The sequence below is a fragment of the candidate division KSB1 bacterium genome (genome assembly GCA_034506255.1).
Lineage (GTDB): Bacteria > Zhuqueibacterota > Zhuqueibacteria > Zhuqueibacterales > Zhuqueibacteraceae > Coneutiohabitans > Coneutiohabitans thermophilus.
In genome coordinates this window covers 833479-852016 of record JAPDPX010000001.1, presented here as the reverse complement: position 1 = coordinate 852016, position 18538 = coordinate 833479, and the positions used below count along the sequence as shown (strand labels likewise).

Below are 18538 nucleotides of genomic sequence, written 5' to 3'. Positions count from 1 at the left end.
GGCAGGAGAGAAACCCGGAAGGTGTGCAGGCGGCCGCAAAAGGTCCCTGCGGGATGGCAGCGGCGGCGGAACGCCGGTGCAATTACGTGCAGCCGCCCAGGCGGTGAGCTACTCCATGGCCTGCAGTCGCTGCCAGTGCTCCGCTGCGCCAGGATAGCGAGGATGGGCTTGCAGCAATTGCCTTGCAAATTGCCGCGCAGCCACGAAATCCCCGCTCTTTGCATAACCGATCGAGAGATTGTAAAGCGACTCGGGATCGTTCGGCTCCTGTTGCAGCGCCTGGTGCAAATAGCGCAAGCCCAGCACCAACTCATTGCGATGAACGGCGATGGTTCCCAGCCACTTGTACGCCAGCGCCGTCGGCTCGACCGCCAGCGAGCGCGCGAAGGCCTCCCAGGCTTCGGAGAGGCGATTCATGTCGAGATAAGTCAGCCCCAGCCGCAGATGGTACGCCACCACGTAAGGCATGCCGATCGCCAGCGCCTGATATTCCCGCGCGGCCAGCTCCGGTTGCCCACTCTTGAGATAGTGATCCGCCAGCCGGGCATGCGCCTGATCCCAACTGGTTTCTTCGCGCAACAGGGCATAGGCCAGTTCTTGCAAGCGATTCTGCGGCTGGTATTGCAATGGCACAAAGCTGCTGGCTGCGGTTGTGAAGGGCCAGTTGGAGGTGAGCACGGCCAGCCGCAGGCGCACGACTTCTTCATCCAATGCCGTGACGCCCTGCACGCGCCACGACAAGGTGTCCCTCGCCGAAAGCGAGCCGGCTGGCGGCGGCAACCAGCCCAGGCGTTGCATTTCCCCGCCGAACGTTTTCGCAATCAGCAGATGGCCGTCGAGGTTGGGATGGACATGCTCGAACAGCAGGGTATTGTCGATGATGCCGTGTGGCGAGTGCGCGGCAAAGGTGTCGGCCAGCGCGAGCACTGGCAGATTGTGGCGGCGCCCGACGGCGTGAATGATGCGGTTGAAATCGCTGCTGGCGCGAAAACGCAGACCATCCAGGTCGCGGGCGCGGATAAAAGCAGCACGGGCCTCCTGCCATTGGCCCAGCCGCAGCAGACACTTGCCCCGTTCGAAGTGCAACTGTGCCGGCAGGCTGTCGATCGCCGCCGCCTGATCGAACCAGGCAAGTGCAGCCGCGCAACTGTCGGCCGCAGCGAGCCGCATGCCCTGCGCAAAGCAGCGCTGCCAGGCGGCACGATCGCTGCGCGTTTCATGCAACGAGGCAAACGGCGGCAGGCCGCTGAGATTGCTGGGCAGGTCACTCAGCATCACTTTGATGCCGTGGCTTTGCAGCCGCGCCACCAGCTCGTCAAGATTGTCCTGAAGCTGGCGGCAGGTGAGAGCATAAAGCTCGCTGTCGCGGGGAATCTCCCGCTCTTTTGCGAGGCGGGCCATCATCGTGCCGCGGGCCTGCCCGACCGTCGGGGTGGAAGCAACGGGTGGCCGCAGGAAGCGCTGCAGGAGTTGCACCAGTTTGAAGTGCTGCAAACGCAAATAGAGTTTAATCCATCCGCGATGCCGGCCGGCGGACTCGGTGGAGGCGCTGCCGAACGCGCCGTAGAATTCATTGTGGCCGGCATAAACGAGCACGGCATCCGGTGCGTAGCCGGGCAGCTCATCGGCGAGGTCGAGCAGGGCGTAGCTGCTCACCGCGGGCAGTGCAAGATTCACCATTTCGATGCGGAGATCGGGGCGTGTTTCCTGCAAATGTTCACGCAGCATGCGCGAGAAAGCGCCGTTGTTGAAATGGGGAAAACCTGCGGCCGCCGATTCGCCCAGCACAAAAATGCGAAAGCTGTTGCCCGGTTTCTGTTTGAGAAAGGCATCGTAGGAGGTGGCCGGCAGAAAGTCGCGGCGCAGAAAATAACGCCGCCCGACTTTGGGGTTGGTGAGCCAGTACTTCGGATCTTTTTCCAGCGTGACAAACAGGGAAAGATCCTCGCCATAGCCGGCAAGGCGCAGACCCAACTCCACCAGGCCGAGGATGGCCAGTGGACTGAGGGCAAGCAGCACATGGAAGAGCAGCTTTTGGGTCCAACCGAGGTGAGTTTGCATGGCGGAAAAGTAGCGGCGTCCGCGCTCAATTTCAATGCCTTTTTCCCGCAAGGCCAGGCCTCGGTTGTGTATGGCGCAGCGCCGCCGGACTGCAGATAAAAGCAGAAATTTTTGCGATAACGCTCCCGCCATGGTTCGGCCCTGGCATGCGATTCCCGGGGGTTTTCACAACAGCAGGCGTTGTGGCAATCCCGCTTCCGCCGGGTTGGAAACATTTTGGGACAGACACGCCCATCGCCGGGCCGCGGTGTTTTCGGTTTTGGCAGTGGCGGGAATTTTTTATATTCGCCGGCGCATGCCATCATGCGGCGTTGGCATGAAGCGAATGCTCACCAGTCGGTGTCGATTTGCAATCATGAAAGCCCATACCGCCCTCTTATTGCTTTTGCAGACAACGCGGGCGGCGTTGCTCGTCCTACTGACTGCCATACTTGCAGCGTGTACGCGTGAGTCGAAACCGGCAGTGATCGCGACCGTCGGCAGGCTGGCGATCAGCGCCGATGAGTTCCGCGACCGCTTCGAGCTGAATCCCCGCCTGCTGCAATACCAAAATCCCGAATATGCCAAACTGCCTTTTTTGGGCGTTTTGATCGCCGAGAAGTTGCTGGCACTCGAGGCGGAAAAACAGCGCCTGCTGCCACCGGCGCGCACGCTGGCCTTTCTTGAGCAAATCAAACGCGAAGCGGTCATAGAGGCCTTCTACCATCAGGAGATCGCTGTCAGGATAGAAGTCTCGGACGCCGAACTGCGGCAGGCCTATGCCCGGCAGCGGCGCGTGCTCGAAATTGAGGTGGCCGCGTTCAAAACCCGGCAGCAGGCCGAGCAGTTTCGCCGGCGGGTTTTGGCGGGTGAGACCTTTGCGCAGGCGCTGACACCAGCGCTCGGTTCGAGCCCGCCCCCAATCGACACCCTGCAGGTGAGATGGGGCAGCGCCACGCCCGCCATTGAAGATAAACTTTTTGCACTCAAAACCGGTGAACTGTCCGCGCCGATACCATCGTTGGGTGAGTTCCATGTTGCCCGTCTGTTGAACGAAACGGTTGATGCCTTCCCCACCGAGGAGGACTTTCAGCAGAAGCGCGAAGCTCTGGCGCGCAATCTCCTGCAGCGCAAGCGCCGCGCCGCCTTTGCTGATTATTTCAAGAAAATGATGGCCGGCAAACGCACCAGGATTCCGCCGGAGCGCTTTAAATTCCTCGTCGTGCGTCTTGAAGAATTGTTTCTCGGACAAGCCGCGAACGGGCGCCACCCCAATCCCTCCCCGCTTAATCCACAGGAATTTGCACACGCCGAAGCAGGTCTCGCCGGCCACTGGCAGGAAGTGCTGGTGACCTTTGACGACGGCAGCACCTGGACGATGCGGGAGTTTCTGCAGCGCCTGAGCGTGGGCCGCCACCTTCTGGACTTCCGCCAGCGCCGCAGTTTCCGTTTTGGCTTGCGCCAGGCACTGCTGGCGATGGTGGAGCAGGAGTACATTTACAAAGAAGCCGTGCGCCGCGGACTCGATGAAACGGCGGAAGTCAGGGAGGCGGTGGCGATGTGGCGGGACAATCTCCTGGCGCGCCACCTGCTGCGGCAATTGCTGCTGCCGCAAAATGAGGCAAGCGATGAGCAGGAAATTCCGGCGCTCCGCGAGGAACAACTGCAGCGCCTCACCACGACCCTGCTGGCACTTTCTGATTCCCTCTCCATCCGCATTGATCAGGAGGCGCTGCGCCGGGTGCCGGTGCGCAACGCCGGCATGCTGGCCGTGAAGACGCATTTTCCCGGACGTCTGGTCGTGCCCCTGCCGCTGCCGCTGGAAAACCTTGCAGCCTGGCAGGAAAAAATTTTCGCGAAACTGGGTTATTCCCCCGCACCGTTGCCGCCGCGATGAGCAAGCGTACACGCAAATCTCCGGCTGCGCCTGCGCCGGCCGCGCAGCCCCCCGCCCGGTCACTGCAGGCGCCGTTGTCGCGTGGGAAGCGCATGGCCTTCACCGCCATTTTACTGCTCCTGCCGCTGCTCGTTTTGGTGATGGTGGAGGCGGGCTTGCGGCTGTGGGACGACGGCAGCGATTTTGCGCTGGCCCGCAGGGTGGTGGATGCCTCGGGCGAATGGTGGGAGATCAATCAAAACGTGGCGCGCCGCTATTTCGGCATGGCGCCGGAATTTGCCCGCCAAACCGAGGAAGGTCGGGTGCGTTTTCGCAAGACGCCGCAGATTTTTCGGGTGATTTGTCTGGGCGAATCGAGCATGGCGGGCTTTCCCTACAACAAGAACGCCACCCTGCCCGGCATTTTGCGCACGTATCTGCAGATGCTGCTGCCGCAACACGAGGTGGAAGTGCTCAACCTGGGAATCGCCGCGACCAACAGTTTCACCGTGCGTGATTTGATGCCGGAGGTTGTGGCGCTCCTGCCGGATGTGATTTTGATCTACGTGGGCCACAATGAGTTTTACGGCGCGCTGGGGGCGGGCTCGCGGTTTCATTTGGGCAGCAACCGCCGCGTGATCCATCTTTATTTGCGGCTGCTGCGGTTGCACACGTTTCGGCTGCTGCAGCGTGGTGTGCGCAAAGTCGCGCGCACATTGCGCGGTGGCGGCAGCGCGGCGGATTTCACCGCACCGGTGATGCAGCAGATGGCGCGCGAACAAACCATTCCACCGGGCAGCAGGCTGCGCCGGCTTGCGGAAAATGCCCTGGAACAGAATCTGCTCGAGGCGCTGGCCATCGCGCAGGCCGCACGCATCCCGGTGGTGATCAGTGAGCTGGTTTCCAATCTGCGCGAGCAGCCGCCGTTTGTGTCGGTGGCAAATGCCGCGCTGACGCCGGCCGAGAGGCAGCGCTGGCAGTCGGCAGTCAACGCGGGCTGGCAACACTTGCAGGCGGGCCGGCCGGATTCCGCGCTTGCCGGCTTTGCGCTCGCGGCCGCCCTTGATTCCACCCACGCGGAGTTGCGTTTTCGCTGGGCGCAGGCATGCCTGGCGGCCGGGGAGCAAAAGCAGGCGGCCCGGCTTTTTGCCGCGGCACGCGATGAGGATGCCCTGCCGTTTCGCGCCCCCGGCAGTTTCAACACCGTCCTCCGCCGGGTGAGTGTACAGCGCAACGTGCCGCTGGTGGAAATGGAAAGCCTCTTTCGGGCGCGCAGCCACGCGGGCATCATCGGGGATGAGTACATTTGTGAGCATCTTCATCCCACGGTTGCCGGTTATGCCCTGATGGCAAAGGCCTTTCTTGCGCGTTTGCAAACCGCGGGTTTGCTGCCCGCGGGCATCGACGCGGATGCCGTTGCCCGTCTCCCGGAGGAGGCACGCCAGCTCAACATCACTGCACTCGATGAGGAAATCGGACGGCTGCGGATCTTGCAGCTCACTGCGGCGTGGCCCTTCCGCAGGCAAATTGAGCTGCACGTGACGCTCACCCCCGAAGTGGCGCCGCTGGCCACGCAAACGGCGCTGCGCTACATCAACCGGGAAATCACCTGGCCGCAGGCGCACCTGACTTTTGCGGATCAGCTCATGCAGCGCAAACGTTTCGATCTGGCACTGGGGGAATATCGGGCGTTGCTGGCGCAATATCCCGGCGAGGCGGGGCTGTGGGAAAAGCAGGGCGATGCACTTTTTTCGCTGCAGCAGTATGACGAAGCACGGCGGGCATATGCGCAGGCGGCGAAGTTGCAGCCGGGTTCTGCTTTTGCCCATGCCGGGGTGGGCAAAGCCTGCCTGTTTCTTTCGCGCTATGCGGAAGCCGAAGCCGCGTTTGCGCGCGCCCTGCAATGCGAGGCGGCACAGCCGCAATTCGACCCGGCTTACCGGTCTTTCGTGCTCTATCTCTGGGGCGGCGCGCTGACCAATCTGCAGCGTTATGCCGAGGCGGAGCAAAAGCTGGAGGCGGCGCTGGCAGTCGATCCCCTTAACAAACTGGCCGGCGATTTTCTCGCCACTTTGCGACGCCGTCTGCCGCAGTAGGGTGCGGCATGGAGGGCTTTTGACGGCCTTCGCACGCTTGCGTCAGTATTTCCATGTGTCTGGCAGAGACTGCGGATCTTTGCCGCGCAACAAACGACTTGACAAACGCGCGCGTGTTGAGTATACTTCGGCGGGATTTCTGGAAGGCCTTCCAAACAACTGCGGGCAGCCGTCTCACCATGCCTTACCCGCGCGCAACGCTGCCCGGCCTTCGGAACGCGACCATGCCTGTCTGAGGTCATCACTGGCCATGCCTGTCACCATCTACGAGGTTGCCGAACGCGCCGGCGTGGGCATTGGAACCGTCTCGCGTGTGCTCAACAACAGCCCGCAGATTTCTCCGGAAACGCGCGCCAAAGTGCTGAAGGCCATCAAAGAGATGAACTATCAGCCGCACGCCATGGCGCGCAATCTCGCGCGGCGGCGCACCCACACCATCGGTGCCATCGTTCCCTTTTTCACTGGCTATTTTTATGTGGAATTGCTGCGCAGCATCCAGACGGCCATTTCCCGCCACAAATACGATCTCGTGCTCTACGGGGTCGATGATCTCCAGAAAAAGGAGCACTTCTTCAAGCATGTACTGCAGCAGCGCCGGGTTGACGGCGTGCTGCTGGTTTCCATGCGGCTCTCCGACCTCTATTCCAGACAATATCTGCAGCGCAAGCTGCCGCTGGTGCTGGTGGATGCCTACCATCCCGCGCATGTTTCGATTACGGTGAACAACGAGGAGGGAGCCTGCCTGGCGGTGCGCCATCTGCTTCATCTCGGTCATCGTCACATCGCGATGATCAACGGCCATTCCGACAGTCGGCCGGCACAGGAACGCCGGGCCGGTTACCTGCGCGCCCTGCAGGAGGCTGGCCTCACACCGCGGCCGGAGTGGATCCTCTCCAGCGATGCGCTGGCGGAGGAGGGAGCGGCGCTGAACGATGGTTTCAACAAAAGCGCTGGTGAGCTGTGCATGCGCCGCTTGCTGGCAGCCGGTCTGCCGCGGCCGGCGGCGGTGTTCGTGGCGAGCGACATTCAGGCGGTGGGTGCCATCCGTGCGATTCAGCAGCACGGCCTGCGCGTGCCGCAGGACATCGCCGTGGTGGGGTTCGATGATGTGGAGCTGGCGGAGTTGATCGGTCTCACCACGATGAAACAGCCCATCTCCGAGATGGGGGAACTGGCAGTGGAGAGGCTGATGGTGCAGATCAACGGCGAGCCGGTTTCCACACAGCGGCAGCATCGCTTTGACACCCGTCTGGTGGTGCGCGATACCTGTGGTGCCAAGCTCAAAAGCCTGCGAGACCGCGATGCCACCGCTCTCGGCTGAACAAAAAAAGCGGGTGCGCGCCCTGGCGCCCTCCCATTCCGACGCCCAAATCGCCAGAAAACTCGGTCTCGAACCCGCCGCGGTCAAAGCCTTCCGTGAGCAGGAAGCGGCCGCGCGGCGGCAGTGGCGGGAGCGTGCTTTCAAAATTCTTCTGCCCGTCATGCCGGTGGTGTTTCTGGTGCTGTGCGAAGTGGCGCTGCGCCTTGCCGATTATGGCGGCACACTCGCGCTGTTTGTGCCCGCGGAGACAGCGCCAGGCTTTTTGAAGATCAACGAAAATGTGGGGCGGCGTTATTTTCCCGCGCTGGCAGTGGCACCGGAAGTTTCCCGGGATCTCGTGCGTGCAAACAAACCGGCCGGCGGCTACCGCATTTTTGTGCTGGGGGAATCCACCACCGCGGGCTATCCCTACCTGTACAACGGCAGCATGTCCAAAATGCTGCACCAGCGTCTGCGCGATTACTTTCCCGACCGCGAAATCGAAGTGGTGAACCTTGCCATGCCCGCAATCAACAGTTTTGCCCTGCGGGATTTGGCGCCGGAGATGCTGGCACAGCAGCCCGATGCCCTGATCATCTACTGCGGCCACAACGAATTCTATGGCGCGCTCGGCGTGGCTTCCACCGAGTCCCTGGGCCGCTGGCGCAGCTTGATCAATTTGTATCTCGGGCTGCAGCACTTCAAGATCATGCGTTTTCTGCGTGCGCAAATTGCGGCAGTGCAAAAATGGTTCGCGCCGGCGCATCCTGCGGACGACCATCCCCATGCCACCCTGATGGAAAAAATGGCGGGCGATGAGGCCATCCCATACCAAAGTGAAAAATACCGCCGCGCACGGGCTTTTTTCACCGCCAATTTGAAAGACCTGATCAACGCCGCGCAACGGCGGGGCGTAACGGTGCTGCTGGCGAATCTGGTGAGCAATGAACGCGACCTGCCGCCCTTCGTCGACATTTACCATCCCGCCACGCCGCGGGCCACTTTTCGCGCAGCGCTGGAGCGCAGCCGGCAGCTCGCCACGCAGGGCAAGTTGCACGCGGCGCTGGCGCTGTGCGATTCTTTGCAGCGAGTGGATGCCGCGCCCGCCAGTTTGCATTTCCAGCGCGCGAGCGTGTTGGAGGCCCTGGGCCGTTTTGCCGAAGCGGCGGCCGCCTATCAAACCAGCCGCGACCACGACGGCCTGCGCTTCCGCGCCAGCACGGATTTCAATCAGGCGCTTGCGGACATCGCGCACGCCACCGGCGCCGTGCTGGTGGATGTGCACGCTGCTTTCGTGCAAGCCTCGCCGCACGGACTGATCGGCAACAATCTGTTGCTCGAACACGTGCATCCCAATTTGCGCGGCTATTTTCTCATGGCGGCGGAGCTGTGCCGCGTCATGCAACAGCAGGGATTGATTGCAGCCGTTTGGGATCACACCCGGGCACGGCCGGATTCGGTTTACTGGCAGGAGCGCGGGGTCACCGCGCTGGATGAGGAAGTGGCCGCCATTCGCATGGCGGTTTTGCTGAACAACTGGCCGTTCGTGCCGCGCGAACGCAGCCGGCCGCTGCAGTATCAGCCGAAGAATTATCTGCAGTCACTCGCCCATGCGCTGTGGCGGCGTGAGCTGACCTGGGAAAAAGGACACGTCCTGCTGGCGGAAGATTACGAAAAAAATGGCCGTCTCGATCTCGCCGTGAAAGAATATGAAGCGCTCATTCTGCAGACCCCGTACAATTCCTCGCCCTACCTGCGCGCCGGGCTGCTGTATGCCAGACTGCAGGATTTTGATCGCGCCTATGATCGCATGATGCGCGCGTTGGCGCTGTCACCCTCGCGCGAGGCATACCAGGTCATCGGGGCGATTTGGCTCAGCCGCCGGCAGCCGGCCCACAGCCTGCCGTATTTGCAAAAAGCGCTGCAACTCGCGCCCAATGACGGCCAGACGCTTTACAATTTGGCAAGCGCCCACTTGCTGTTGGGGCAAATCGAACCGGCACGTGCTTATCTTGCCCAACTGGAAAAAGTCATGCCCGACAACCCGGCAGTCGCGGAATTGCGGCGTCATCTGCGCTGACGGGAACGGCACCCTTTGGCGGCGGGCTGGAGAGGGGCGAATGCTGCGATTGTGGCACACCCCGCGGGGAGTGCTCCGCGGAACCATGCTTGTGCAATGGCCGAGCGAGTCGAGTTTCTCTCCCATGGCAATTGCGTCCCGCACAATCATTTCCCGCTTGGATCTGCCGGCACCCGGATTTGCTGGCAGATGGCCGGCGCAATGACCCGCAACGCGGTTCTCCTCCTCCGTTTGCTTGTGTGAGGTTCACAAACAGTCCCGCCGCGCCCCGTGAAGTGGCGGCTTTAATCCGCCCAGCCGAATGCCCGAACCGAATGCAAGTCGCGCAGGGTGGCAAGCACGCTGTCACTGATGCCGATAATCTCCAGTTTGCTGCCCCGCCGGGCAAGGAGCCGGGCAAAGCGCATCAAACTCTGCAAGCCGCGGCGGCTGAGCACCACCAGCTTTTGCATTTGCAGCGTCCAGCGCGTTGCACCCAGTCCGCCGGCCAGGCTGAGGAAGTCTGCGAGGTGCTGTGCGCTGGCATCGCTGATCACACCCTGCAGCTCGAGTGCGATGCGCACTTCCGTTCCGTTTTTCTCAACCGCCATGCTTGCCAGTGGCGCCAGGTCAGCGTTTTTGCCCGCCGCCATCTTCGTCCCCACCTGACCCAATGGAATTTGCAATCGTGTCATGTCGTAAACCTCCGTGGTTTGTTTGAGCCTGGACCGCAGCGCGCAAAGAGGGGTATGGCATTATTGCGTTGTTTCGACATGCCCATGGCTTCCCGCCGGCATGCAGTGATGGGGCCGACAATTCGCATACCAGAAATGCCGCTGCTGTCCGGTGCCGTTTTTCACTCCGGCAAGCACAGCGCACTGACGATTTCAAAGCACTTGCAGTGGCCGTAGGGCGGAAGATTTTGCTGAGAGCGGCGGGTTGCAACAGTCCCCGGCGGTTTGGGAGACCGCAAGGTTACAAAATGGGAGGCAGGGTGATTACGAGTCCGGCATTTTGCTTGGCCGGCGGCGACTGTCACGCAACAGATTCGCCGGTGTCAGGTGAGGTGGGCAAAGCGCGGCAAAACCTCCAGAATCTCAGCCAGTGTTTTGATGCGGGTGACATCGTTTTCCGGCACGACTGCGAAAGGGTCGAGCAGCACCGGCCGCAAGCCGGCGCGGCGCGCGCCAATGACGTCCCGGTCGTAGTTGTCGCCCACGTAGAGGCAGCTTGCTGCCGGTACCTGCAATTGTGCCAGCGCCAGCTCGAAAATTTTGGGGTCCGGTTTTTCCACGCCGACGAGGTGGGAGTCGATCACGCAGCCGAAGAAATGAGCCAGCCCCTGTTGTTCGAGCAGGCGGGCAACCTTGCCGTCGGCATTGGAGATGATGCCGAGGCGGAGGCCCATGGCCTGCAGCGCGTGGAAGGTGTCGTGCGCCGTGGGCTCGAGATAATTCCACAGATGTTCCCGCTGGTGGCGTTCGTAAATCAGTTGCAGCATCGTGGGAATCTGCCCGGCGGGCGCGCCGGCGTAGCGCAACCAGAAGGTGAAGAAATCCTTCCATTGTTCGCCGTGCGTGCCGCGGAAAAATTTCTCCCGGCCGAGTGCGGCACCCTTGTCGAGCGTGGCGATGCTGGTCGGCACGCCAAAGCGCGCCAGCATCTCCCGGATAAAAGGGTAGTCGGGAGACAGGATGGTTTGGCCGACATCGAAGCAAACGGCTTGCAAGGTTGCAGGAGGTGTCATGGCTTGGCCGCGTCTCGAAGGAGCGGGCAGTGATTGAGTGTTTGGGGGTTCAAAGGCAGCATGGCATTTTATTGCCGATGTGACCACGTGCGGGTGGTTGCGTGCCGGATGCGGCTGTGTCTTATCGCGTCCGGCCTCTGGCAGCATACTTGCGCAGGCTTTTCAGCACCGCCTGAAAATCTCTGGGTGCCGGCGCGGTGAACCCCACCTGCTCGCGGCTGAGCGGATGGTGCAGCAGCAGGGTGGAGGCATGCAGGGTCAGGCGTTTGATCAAAGGTGGCTCGGTTTCGCCGGCGTTGCGATGATAGCCGGCCTTGATCGAAGAGAGAAAAAACGCCTCGCGCTCTCCGTAGAGCGGATCGACCAGCAGGGGATGCCCGAGCGCCTGCAAGTGCACACGAATCTGATGCTGCCGACCGGTTTGCGGCTGCACTTCCAGCAGCGTGGCGCCGCGAAAGCGCTCCAGCACGCGAATGGCAGTAATCGCCGGTTTGCCGTCGCGGGCCACGATCATTACACCCGGCCGGTTGGGATGCTCCGCCAGTGGCCGTTGCACAGTGAGTGCCTCCTCCACCATTTCGCCGCGCACAATGGCGAGATAGGTTTTCTCGACATGATGCTGCTCGAACTGCAAACTCAGGGCGCGATGGCTGGCTTCGCTTTTGGCGAGCACAACCAACCCGCTGGTGCCGCTGTCGATGCGATGCACCACGAACAGGGGCCTGGCCAGCCGCGTTTCGGCAATACTGCGCAGGCAGGGCCATTCCGGGTGCCAGCGCTCGGGAATCACCGGCAAACCGGCGGGTTTGTTGAACACCAGCAGCGCTTCATCTTCGAACAAAACCGGGATGCGCCATTTCTGCTGCCGGGGTTCATCGAAATAATGTAGATCGCGGCCGGTCATGGCAGGCATCCGGGCGAAAGGGCGACGTCCGACTTGGGCAGCAGATTTTGCGAAATTTGAAAACTCGCCGCGCCCAAGTCGGACGTCACTCATGGTCAAAAGTCAGAAACGCCACTTGCGAAGAACCCGGGAGAAGAATCCGGTGCGTGCCGCATTCGCCGACAACACACGAATGACCTGCACGGTGGTGTTGTCTTCGCCGCCGCGGGCGTTGGCCAGCGCCACGAGTTTTTCACAGGCCCGCTGCGGCGTGTGGGAGAGTACAATCTTCTGCAATTCCCCGGGGGCGACTTTGGCCAGGCCGTCAGTGCACAATAGAAAATGATCGCCGGGCACGAGTTGGAGGTCGGGAATCATGTCCACTTCCAGCTCGGTGTAGATGCCGAGTGCACGATAGAGATGTGACTTCTCCGGATGGTGGCGTGCCTCCTCGGCGGTGAGCATGCCGAGGCGCTGCATCTCGGCGACTTTGGAATGATCGCGGGTGAGCTGTTCGATGTTGTGCGGGTTGATGCGATAGGCCCGGCTGTCACCCACGTGCGCGATGCAGCCGGTGTTGCCTTGCAGCGCCAGCGCGGTGCAGGTCGTGCCCATGCCGAAGAACTCGAAGCGGGTGTTGGAGGCCTGGTAGATGCGCTGATTGGCCACAGTCAGGGCGTGCTGCAGGCGGTGGGCAAGGTCGTTGTCCTGGTCGGTGAAATAGGTTTCCGCAATGATGCGCACCGCCATGTGGCTGGCCTCCCGGCCGCCGGCATGACCGCCCATGCCATCGGCCACCACGAAAAGCTGGCCGGCGGGCGTTTGCAACGAGGCATCATCCCGGGGAAATTTGCCAAAGCTGTCTTGATTCTCCTCGCGTCTCAGACCGCGATCAGAGGCGCTCCCAAACGCGATGCTCAGCCCCTGTTCCATAGCATCATTTTTTCAGAATCTCCACCGTCACCGGGCCGATGGGCCTGGCCATGCAGGCCAGACGATATTCACCCGCCTGGAGTTTGTTGATGTCTTCCAGCGTGCCCCGCTCTTCGTCGCCGATTTCATTCAGGTTCTCACGGCCGGCGAGAATGCGAATGGGGTCCATGCCGCAACTGCCGATGCGGCAATCCGCCTTGAGCGCCAGCCCGTGTTTTTCGGCAATCTCGCAAATCGACTGTCCCGGACGGAAGGGGACGGTTTTGTTGGCGTTCTTGAACCGCACCAGCAAGCCTTGCGGCAGGGGCGTCGCTGCACGCTGTGAAACTGGCGTGGCGGAGCGTGCCGGGGCGGGCGCGGGTGTCGCGGCCTCCACCGGCGGCGAAGCAACGCCCGGTCTGGTGTTGAACAACACGGTGCGGCGCGGCGCCAGGGTGCGCAACTGCAACAGAAAAAGCTGCTGCCCCACGCGGAATTGATCGCCGTCGCGCAGCGGCATGGCGCCCTTGATTTTCAGGAAGGTGCCATTCGCGCTGCCCAGGTCTTTGATCTTCATCACGCCCCCCTCCAGGCGAACGGCCAGATGGCGGCGCGAGAGCGTCAGGTCTTTGGGATCGAGCGTCACATCCGGCGCTTCACGACCCAAAACCTGGGTGCGTTCCGTCAGCGGATGGCGGCCAAGAGGTTTGCCTTCTGCATCGAAATGCACGAACAGGGGCGCACCGTTTTCCCTGCCAAACAGCAGAAACTGCCGGCCCACGCGCACCAAACTGCCCGGCATGACTTCCCGCGCGCTGGCTGGCTGCAGCCGCACGAAAACACCGTTGACACTGCCGTCGTCCCGCAGCAGATAGCAGCCCTCACTGCGGTCGTAGAGTATCGAAGCATGCTTCTCGGAAAGCAGCACGTCTTCCGGGAAACTCAAATCACAGCCGGCGCGGCCGATGGTGGTGAGGCGGTCTTCGCGCAGCGGGAATTCGTCGGCTTCCACATTGCCGGCGAGAAGGCGCACCAGGCAGGCGGTGTGTGCCGTTGCCGCGTTTGTCTGCGGCAGGTCGGCTTGCGCCGGGCCTTCACTTTCCACCACCACCGTGCCGGCGCGGCGCGGCGGCGGGGCTGCCGTCCGGGGCGCCTCCTCGAAATCAAGATCGATGCGGATGCTGGTTTGTCCCGCCAGTTTTTGCGCCACGGCCTCCGCCACCAACACGCCGTCGCGCAACGCCGCTTTGATGTTGCCGCGACGCTTGATCTCGCGAAAACTGGCGGGATCCGCGTTGAAATCCTCGGTCTCGAAATAAGCCGGACTCAAAATGTCACCCAGCAGGTAGACATTGGGCTGCCGGGTTTCGAGCAGGGGATTGACGACGAAGCGTTTTTTGCCCTGGGGCCCGCCGGCCACCATGTCGATCCCCAGTGAACTCAGAAAGGCCTCGGGAATATCCTCGCCGATGCAGGCCACGCAAAATTCCTTGACGAATTCGAGATGCACGGTTTCACCCGGTCGGCCGGGAACACGGCGGCGGTCGATGCGCACCGAGAGATACTCCCTGCGGTCTTCCGCCGTCAACACCGCCACCGGCTCACTGCCGGGAAACTGGCGAATGTTGCCGTTGGTCATGAAGGCTTCAAAGAACACTTCGGCCAGGGCTCGGGAGACTTTCGGCAGCTTGTCACTGCGGCAGGACCAATACACTGCCGTGGCATCATTGGCCCGCGCCTTGGCGTTGGAGATGGCAATCACGGCTTCCGCTGCCGAGGTGCCGCCGCCAATGACACAAACCGGTTCGCCCACGTATTGTGCGGCATCGCTCAGGCGATAGGCGATGCCTTCGGTGTTGCCGGGAATGTCGAAGCGCCGCGGCACGCCGCGACCAATGGTGAGCGCGACATGCCGTGCGGTGTAAAATTGCTCGGCCTTGGTGCGATGGTTGTAAGCGCGCGCCAGCCAGGTGCCGTCGCTGTTGCGCTGCAGGCCGGTCAACTCGACGCCAATTTGAGCCGGCACGTTGAACGTGCGATAATACGACTTCCAGCGGCGGCACATTTCATCCTTGTCGATCGGCGTGAAATGCAGGGCGTTGATCAGCGCGCCGCCGCGGGGAAACGGCATCTGATCGCCGCCACCGTAGTCCGGCAGGATGAGTTTGTCTTTGGCATAATCACGGATGCGCTTCATCAAGTCATCGAAGTCGATGACCAGCACGGCCAGCCCGAGCTCGCGCGCGCGGAAAGCAGCAGCCGTGCCTGCCGGGCCGCCGCCCACCACCAGCAAATCCAAGACCCCCGGCAGGCGCACCGGTTGGGAGAGAATAAGGGTGCCATCAGGCTGCACCTCGGGAGTGAAGCTCATGGAAATCCTTTCCAAAAGTTTTCAGATCCTCGCAGTCAGCATGAAGCTGCCCGCCTGCGCGGTGAGTGCTCCACCCGTCTTGGTCAGACGCGGCGGCGCATTGCCGCGCAAACACAAATCTTGCCGCGACTGACGCCGCATCTTAGCGGATTTGCCAGTCTTTTGCAAGAAATTTCTTGCCGCCACCGGCGCAATACCACTCTGGAAGAACACGACTTGCGCTGCAACAACCGTTTTGCTATATTGGCCTGCCAAAAACTCACAATCGTCATCCACTTCTCAACCCGCTGACTGCCCTTGAAAACCCGCAACCCGCAACCTCTCCTCCTGGTGCTGATTTTTCTGCTGCCGGCACCGGCGCTTTTTTCGCAAACGAACCCGCCCGTGCTCACCGGTTTGGACCGGATCGTCGCAGACAGTTTCCGTGTCTTACGCGGCAAGCGCCTGGGCGTGATCACCAATCAGACCGGTGTGGACCGTTCCGGCCGCCACATTGTGGATTTGTTGCATCATGCGAGGGATGTGAAGCTCGTGGCTTTGTTCGGACCGGAACACGGCATTCGCGGCCAGGCGCCGGCCGGCGAAAAGGTCGGCAGTGCAGTCGACTCCGCCACCGGCATCCCGGTTTACAGCCTCTATGGCGCGCATCGCAAACCCACGCCCGCCATGCTCGCCGGTCTCGAGGCCCTGGTTTTCGACATTCAAGATGTCGGCGCGAGATTTTATACCTACATCAGCACCATGGCGCTGGCAATGGAAGCGGCGGCGGAAGCCGGTTTGGAGTTTTATGTCCTTGATCGTCCCAATCCCCTAGGCGACCGGGTGGAGGGCCCGCTGCTCGCTGTCGAACATCGTTCCTTTGTCGGCATTCATCCCATCGCGCTGCAGCATGGCATGACAGTGGGCGAGTTGGCGCGCATGTTTTTGGGAGAGGGATGGATCACTGCTGCCCACGACAGCGGCGCGGCGCGGGCATCGTGGTCCAAACTTCAGGTGATCCCGGTGGCGAATTGGCGGCGGCAACAGTTCCATGAGGCCACCGGCCTGCATTGGATTCCACCCTCACCGAATATTCCGGACGCAGCGACCGCCTTGTTGTATCCCGGCACCTGCCTGCTGGAGGCCACCAACGTCTCCGAAGGTCGCGGTACGCACAGGCCGTTTTCGTTGATCGGAGCACCCTGGCTCGATGCCGGCAAGCTCGCACCGCGTCTGCGCGGCCTGGTGGAAGGCGTGGCCGTGGAAGCGGTGGAATTTGTACCCGGCGATATTCCCGGCAAAGCCATGAACCCGAAATATGAGGGCCAAACCTGTGCGGGCCTGGCACTGCGTGTCACGGATCCTCAAAAATTCCCGCCCGTCAAGTTTGGCGTGGCGCTGTTGCACGCCCTGCAGCAGCTTCATCCCGCCGAGTTCCGCATGCGCCGGGACGGCATGGCGCGGCTGGCGGGGGTGAGCTGGTTGCAGGAAATGATCGCATCCGGGGCGCCGCTCGCTGAGATTTGGCAGCGCCTGGATGACGAGGCAGAGGGCTTTCGCCGGCTGCGGCAGAAATATTTGCTGTATGAATGAACGCGCGGTGTGACGCCGTACGGTGAATCCCGGCGGGGCGGTTCACGACTCCCACATTTAATTGCGATAGCAGGCGCGATGTCGAACAGCAATCCTCGTCATACTCCCTTCTGGCATCTTTGGCAATTGCTCGCCCCGCGTGCCGCTGCCTGCGGCAAGGAGTTCGAAGCGGAAATCCGGCGCCTGGGTGTGCTGGGCCTGCAATTCGCCACGGTCGTCGCCATCCTGCTGCCGAGCTTCGTGTTCCTGGTCGAGGTGGCCTTGTGGTATGTCGAGCGGCCCTACAGTTGGGTGCAGCTTCTCGTCAACAATCTCGAAAATCTGGCGATTGTCAGCATCGGCATTTCCGGGCTGGCACTCTCGCGCACCAGCTTCGGTCGCACCGCCCCCAATGTCGTGGTGATCATCTGTCTCTTCGTGGCGGAAACCATCGCCACCTTCGCCAACATCCTGCAAGGCAATCCCGCCTATCCGCCTTTCATTATCGCCCTGCTCATTCTCACGGCAGTGGTGCCCCTGCGCGCCATCGCCGTCGCCGCGATGGGCCTGCTCATGATCGTTTCCAATTTCGTGATGAATCTGCTCATGAGCCGGCCCGAGGTTCGTTTCAGCGAGGCCCTCGCCGGCATGCCGCTGTCCTTCTACCTGGCCATCACCCTGGTCTGCACCGGCCTGACCACCATGATCTACCAGCTGCGGTTGCGCAATTTTCAAAACCTGCAGGCACTGCGCGATTCCCAGGCGCGGCTGCAAAAGGAGCTGGCGGTCGCCAGTGTGATTCAAATGCACTCGCTGCCGCACCGCCATCCCGTGGTGCCGGGGTTGTCGGTGGCGGGTGCCTGCGTGAGTGCCACGGAAATCGGCGGCGACTATTTTGACTACCTGGAACTCGGCGGCGACAAACTCGGGATTTTGGTGGGCGATGTCTCCGGCAAAGGCACCTCCGCCGCACTTTACATGAGCAAGCTGCAGGGCATCGTGCGTGCGCTTAATCACCTGCAGCAGTCACCCGCGCAGTTGCTCGCCACCGTCAATGATCTCCTGTTTGGCACCATTGAGCGCAATTCCTTCATCACGCTGACCTATGCCCTGTTCGATCTGCGCCAGCGCTGCGTGCGCATGAGCCGCGCCGGCCACAACGCCACACTTTACTGCCGCAACGGCACCGTCAGCTTTCTGGCGCCGCCGGGCGTGGGACTGGGCCTGTCGCCGCGACAGCATTTTGAGCGATATTTGCAGGAACTGGTCCTGCCCCTGCATTCGCAGGAAGTGCTGGTGTTTTACACCGACGGTGTCACCGATGCCCGCAATCTCAGCGGGGAGGAGTTTGGTGAAGACCGCCTCGCCGAAACCGTCACCACCAACCTCCATCTTGACGCCCGTGCCTTGTGCCAGCGTATCATGGAGGAAGTCAAAAAATTCATCGGCTATGCCAGGCAGTATGATGACATGACGGTACTGGTGGCCAAGGTGGACTAACGCGCGCCGGTCACAGATTTTTTATCCCCGTCCCGCCGGCGTCCACCGGGACAAATGCAACAGCGCAAGGCGGCGCTCCGGCAAACGATCACCAACACCAAGCCCGGACGGGGCAATCGCCTGTCTGCCGAGAACGTTGCGTTTTCTCTCCCGCGAAAATGAAATTCCACGAAAGGGCTTTTTCGCGGGAGTTTTTTGTGGGC

Annotated in this window: 13 protein-coding genes; 6 read left to right on the top strand and 7 right to left on the bottom strand. The window is 61.8% G+C overall.

Annotated elements, in window-relative coordinates:
• Nucleotides 1-108: 108 nt before the first annotated feature.
• Complete coding sequence (locus tag ONB52_03420; GenBank protein ID MDZ7415193.1) at nt 109-2061, bottom strand: tetratricopeptide repeat protein; 1953 nt, start codon at nt 2059-2061, stop codon at nt 109-111.
• A gap of 463 nt (nt 2062-2524) precedes the next feature.
• Between ONB52_03420 and ONB52_03415 the strand changes: the two genes are divergently transcribed.
• The 4 genes from ONB52_03415 to ONB52_03400 all read left to right on the top strand — a co-directional run bounded on the left by ONB52_03415 (nt 2525) and on the right by ONB52_03400 (nt 9392).
• On the top strand, nt 2525-3937 hold the full coding sequence (locus ONB52_03415; GenBank protein MDZ7415192.1) for a hypothetical protein: 1413 nt from the start codon (nt 2525-2527) through the stop codon (nt 3935-3937).
• A 92-nt stretch (nt 3938-4029) separates the two neighbouring features.
• Nucleotides 4030-6012, top strand: coding sequence for a tetratricopeptide repeat protein (locus ONB52_03410; protein ID MDZ7415191.1), 1983 nt, complete (start codon nt 4030-4032; stop codon nt 6010-6012).
• Nucleotides 6013-6262: 250 nt separating this feature from the next.
• Entirely contained in the window at nt 6263-7333 is a 1071-nt protein-coding gene (locus tag ONB52_03405; GenBank protein ID MDZ7415190.1) for a LacI family transcriptional regulator, read from the top strand.
• Entirely contained in the window at nt 7314-9392 is a 2079-nt protein-coding gene (locus tag ONB52_03400; protein ID MDZ7415189.1) for a GDSL-type esterase/lipase family protein, read from the top strand. The genes ONB52_03405 and ONB52_03400 overlap by 20 nt, the downstream gene beginning before the upstream one ends.
• Nucleotides 9393-9676: 284 nt before the next feature.
• On the opposite strand, the gene ONB52_03395 is transcribed toward ONB52_03400, so the two are convergent.
• From ONB52_03395 to ONB52_03370, 6 genes are all read right to left on the bottom strand, one after another.
• The gene (locus ONB52_03395) at nt 9677-10066 is read right to left on the bottom strand and encodes a hypothetical protein (protein ID MDZ7415188.1); all 390 of its coding nucleotides are present in this window, start codon (nt 10064-10066) and stop codon (nt 9677-9679) included.
• Between the two features lie 362 nt (nt 10067-10428).
• The gene (locus tag ONB52_03390) at nt 10429-11118 is read right to left on the bottom strand and encodes an HAD-IA family hydrolase (GenBank protein MDZ7415187.1); all 690 of its coding nucleotides are present in this window, start codon (nt 11116-11118) and stop codon (nt 10429-10431) included.
• Between the two features lie 121 nt (nt 11119-11239).
• The gene (locus ONB52_03385; protein MDZ7415186.1) at nt 11240-12022 is read right to left on the bottom strand and encodes an RluA family pseudouridine synthase; all 783 of its coding nucleotides are present in this window, start codon (nt 12020-12022) and stop codon (nt 11240-11242) included.
• A gap of 102 nt (nt 12023-12124) precedes the next feature.
• Nucleotides 12125-12934, bottom strand: a complete 810-nt coding sequence (locus ONB52_03380; GenBank protein MDZ7415185.1) for a protein phosphatase 2C domain-containing protein — start codon at nt 12932-12934, stop codon at nt 12125-12127.
• A 4-nt stretch (nt 12935-12938) separates the two neighbouring features.
• Nucleotides 12939-15284 carry an FHA domain-containing protein gene (locus ONB52_03375; protein ID MDZ7415184.1) on the bottom strand — a complete coding sequence of 782 codons (2346 nt, stop codon included), beginning with the start codon at nt 15282-15284 and terminating at the stop codon, nt 12939-12941.
• 21 nt (nt 15285-15305) lie between these two features.
• Nucleotides 15306-15560 carry a hypothetical protein gene (locus ONB52_03370; protein ID MDZ7415183.1) on the bottom strand — a complete coding sequence of 85 codons (255 nt, stop codon included), beginning with the start codon at nt 15558-15560 and terminating at the stop codon, nt 15306-15308.
• A gap of 21 nt (nt 15561-15581) precedes the next feature.
• Between ONB52_03370 and ONB52_03365 the strand changes: the two genes are divergently transcribed.
• Both ONB52_03365 and ONB52_03360 read left to right on the top strand, forming a co-directional pair.
• Nucleotides 15582-16856 carry a DUF1343 domain-containing protein gene (locus ONB52_03365; protein MDZ7415182.1) on the top strand — a complete coding sequence of 425 codons (1275 nt, stop codon included), beginning with the start codon at nt 15582-15584 and terminating at the stop codon, nt 16854-16856.
• Between the two features lie 78 nt (nt 16857-16934).
• Nucleotides 16935-18335 (top strand): PP2C family protein-serine/threonine phosphatase, encoded by a 1401-nt coding sequence (locus tag ONB52_03360; GenBank protein MDZ7415181.1) that lies wholly within the window; start codon nt 16935-16937, stop codon nt 18333-18335.
• The last annotated feature ends 203 nt before the right edge of the window (nt 18336-18538 follow it).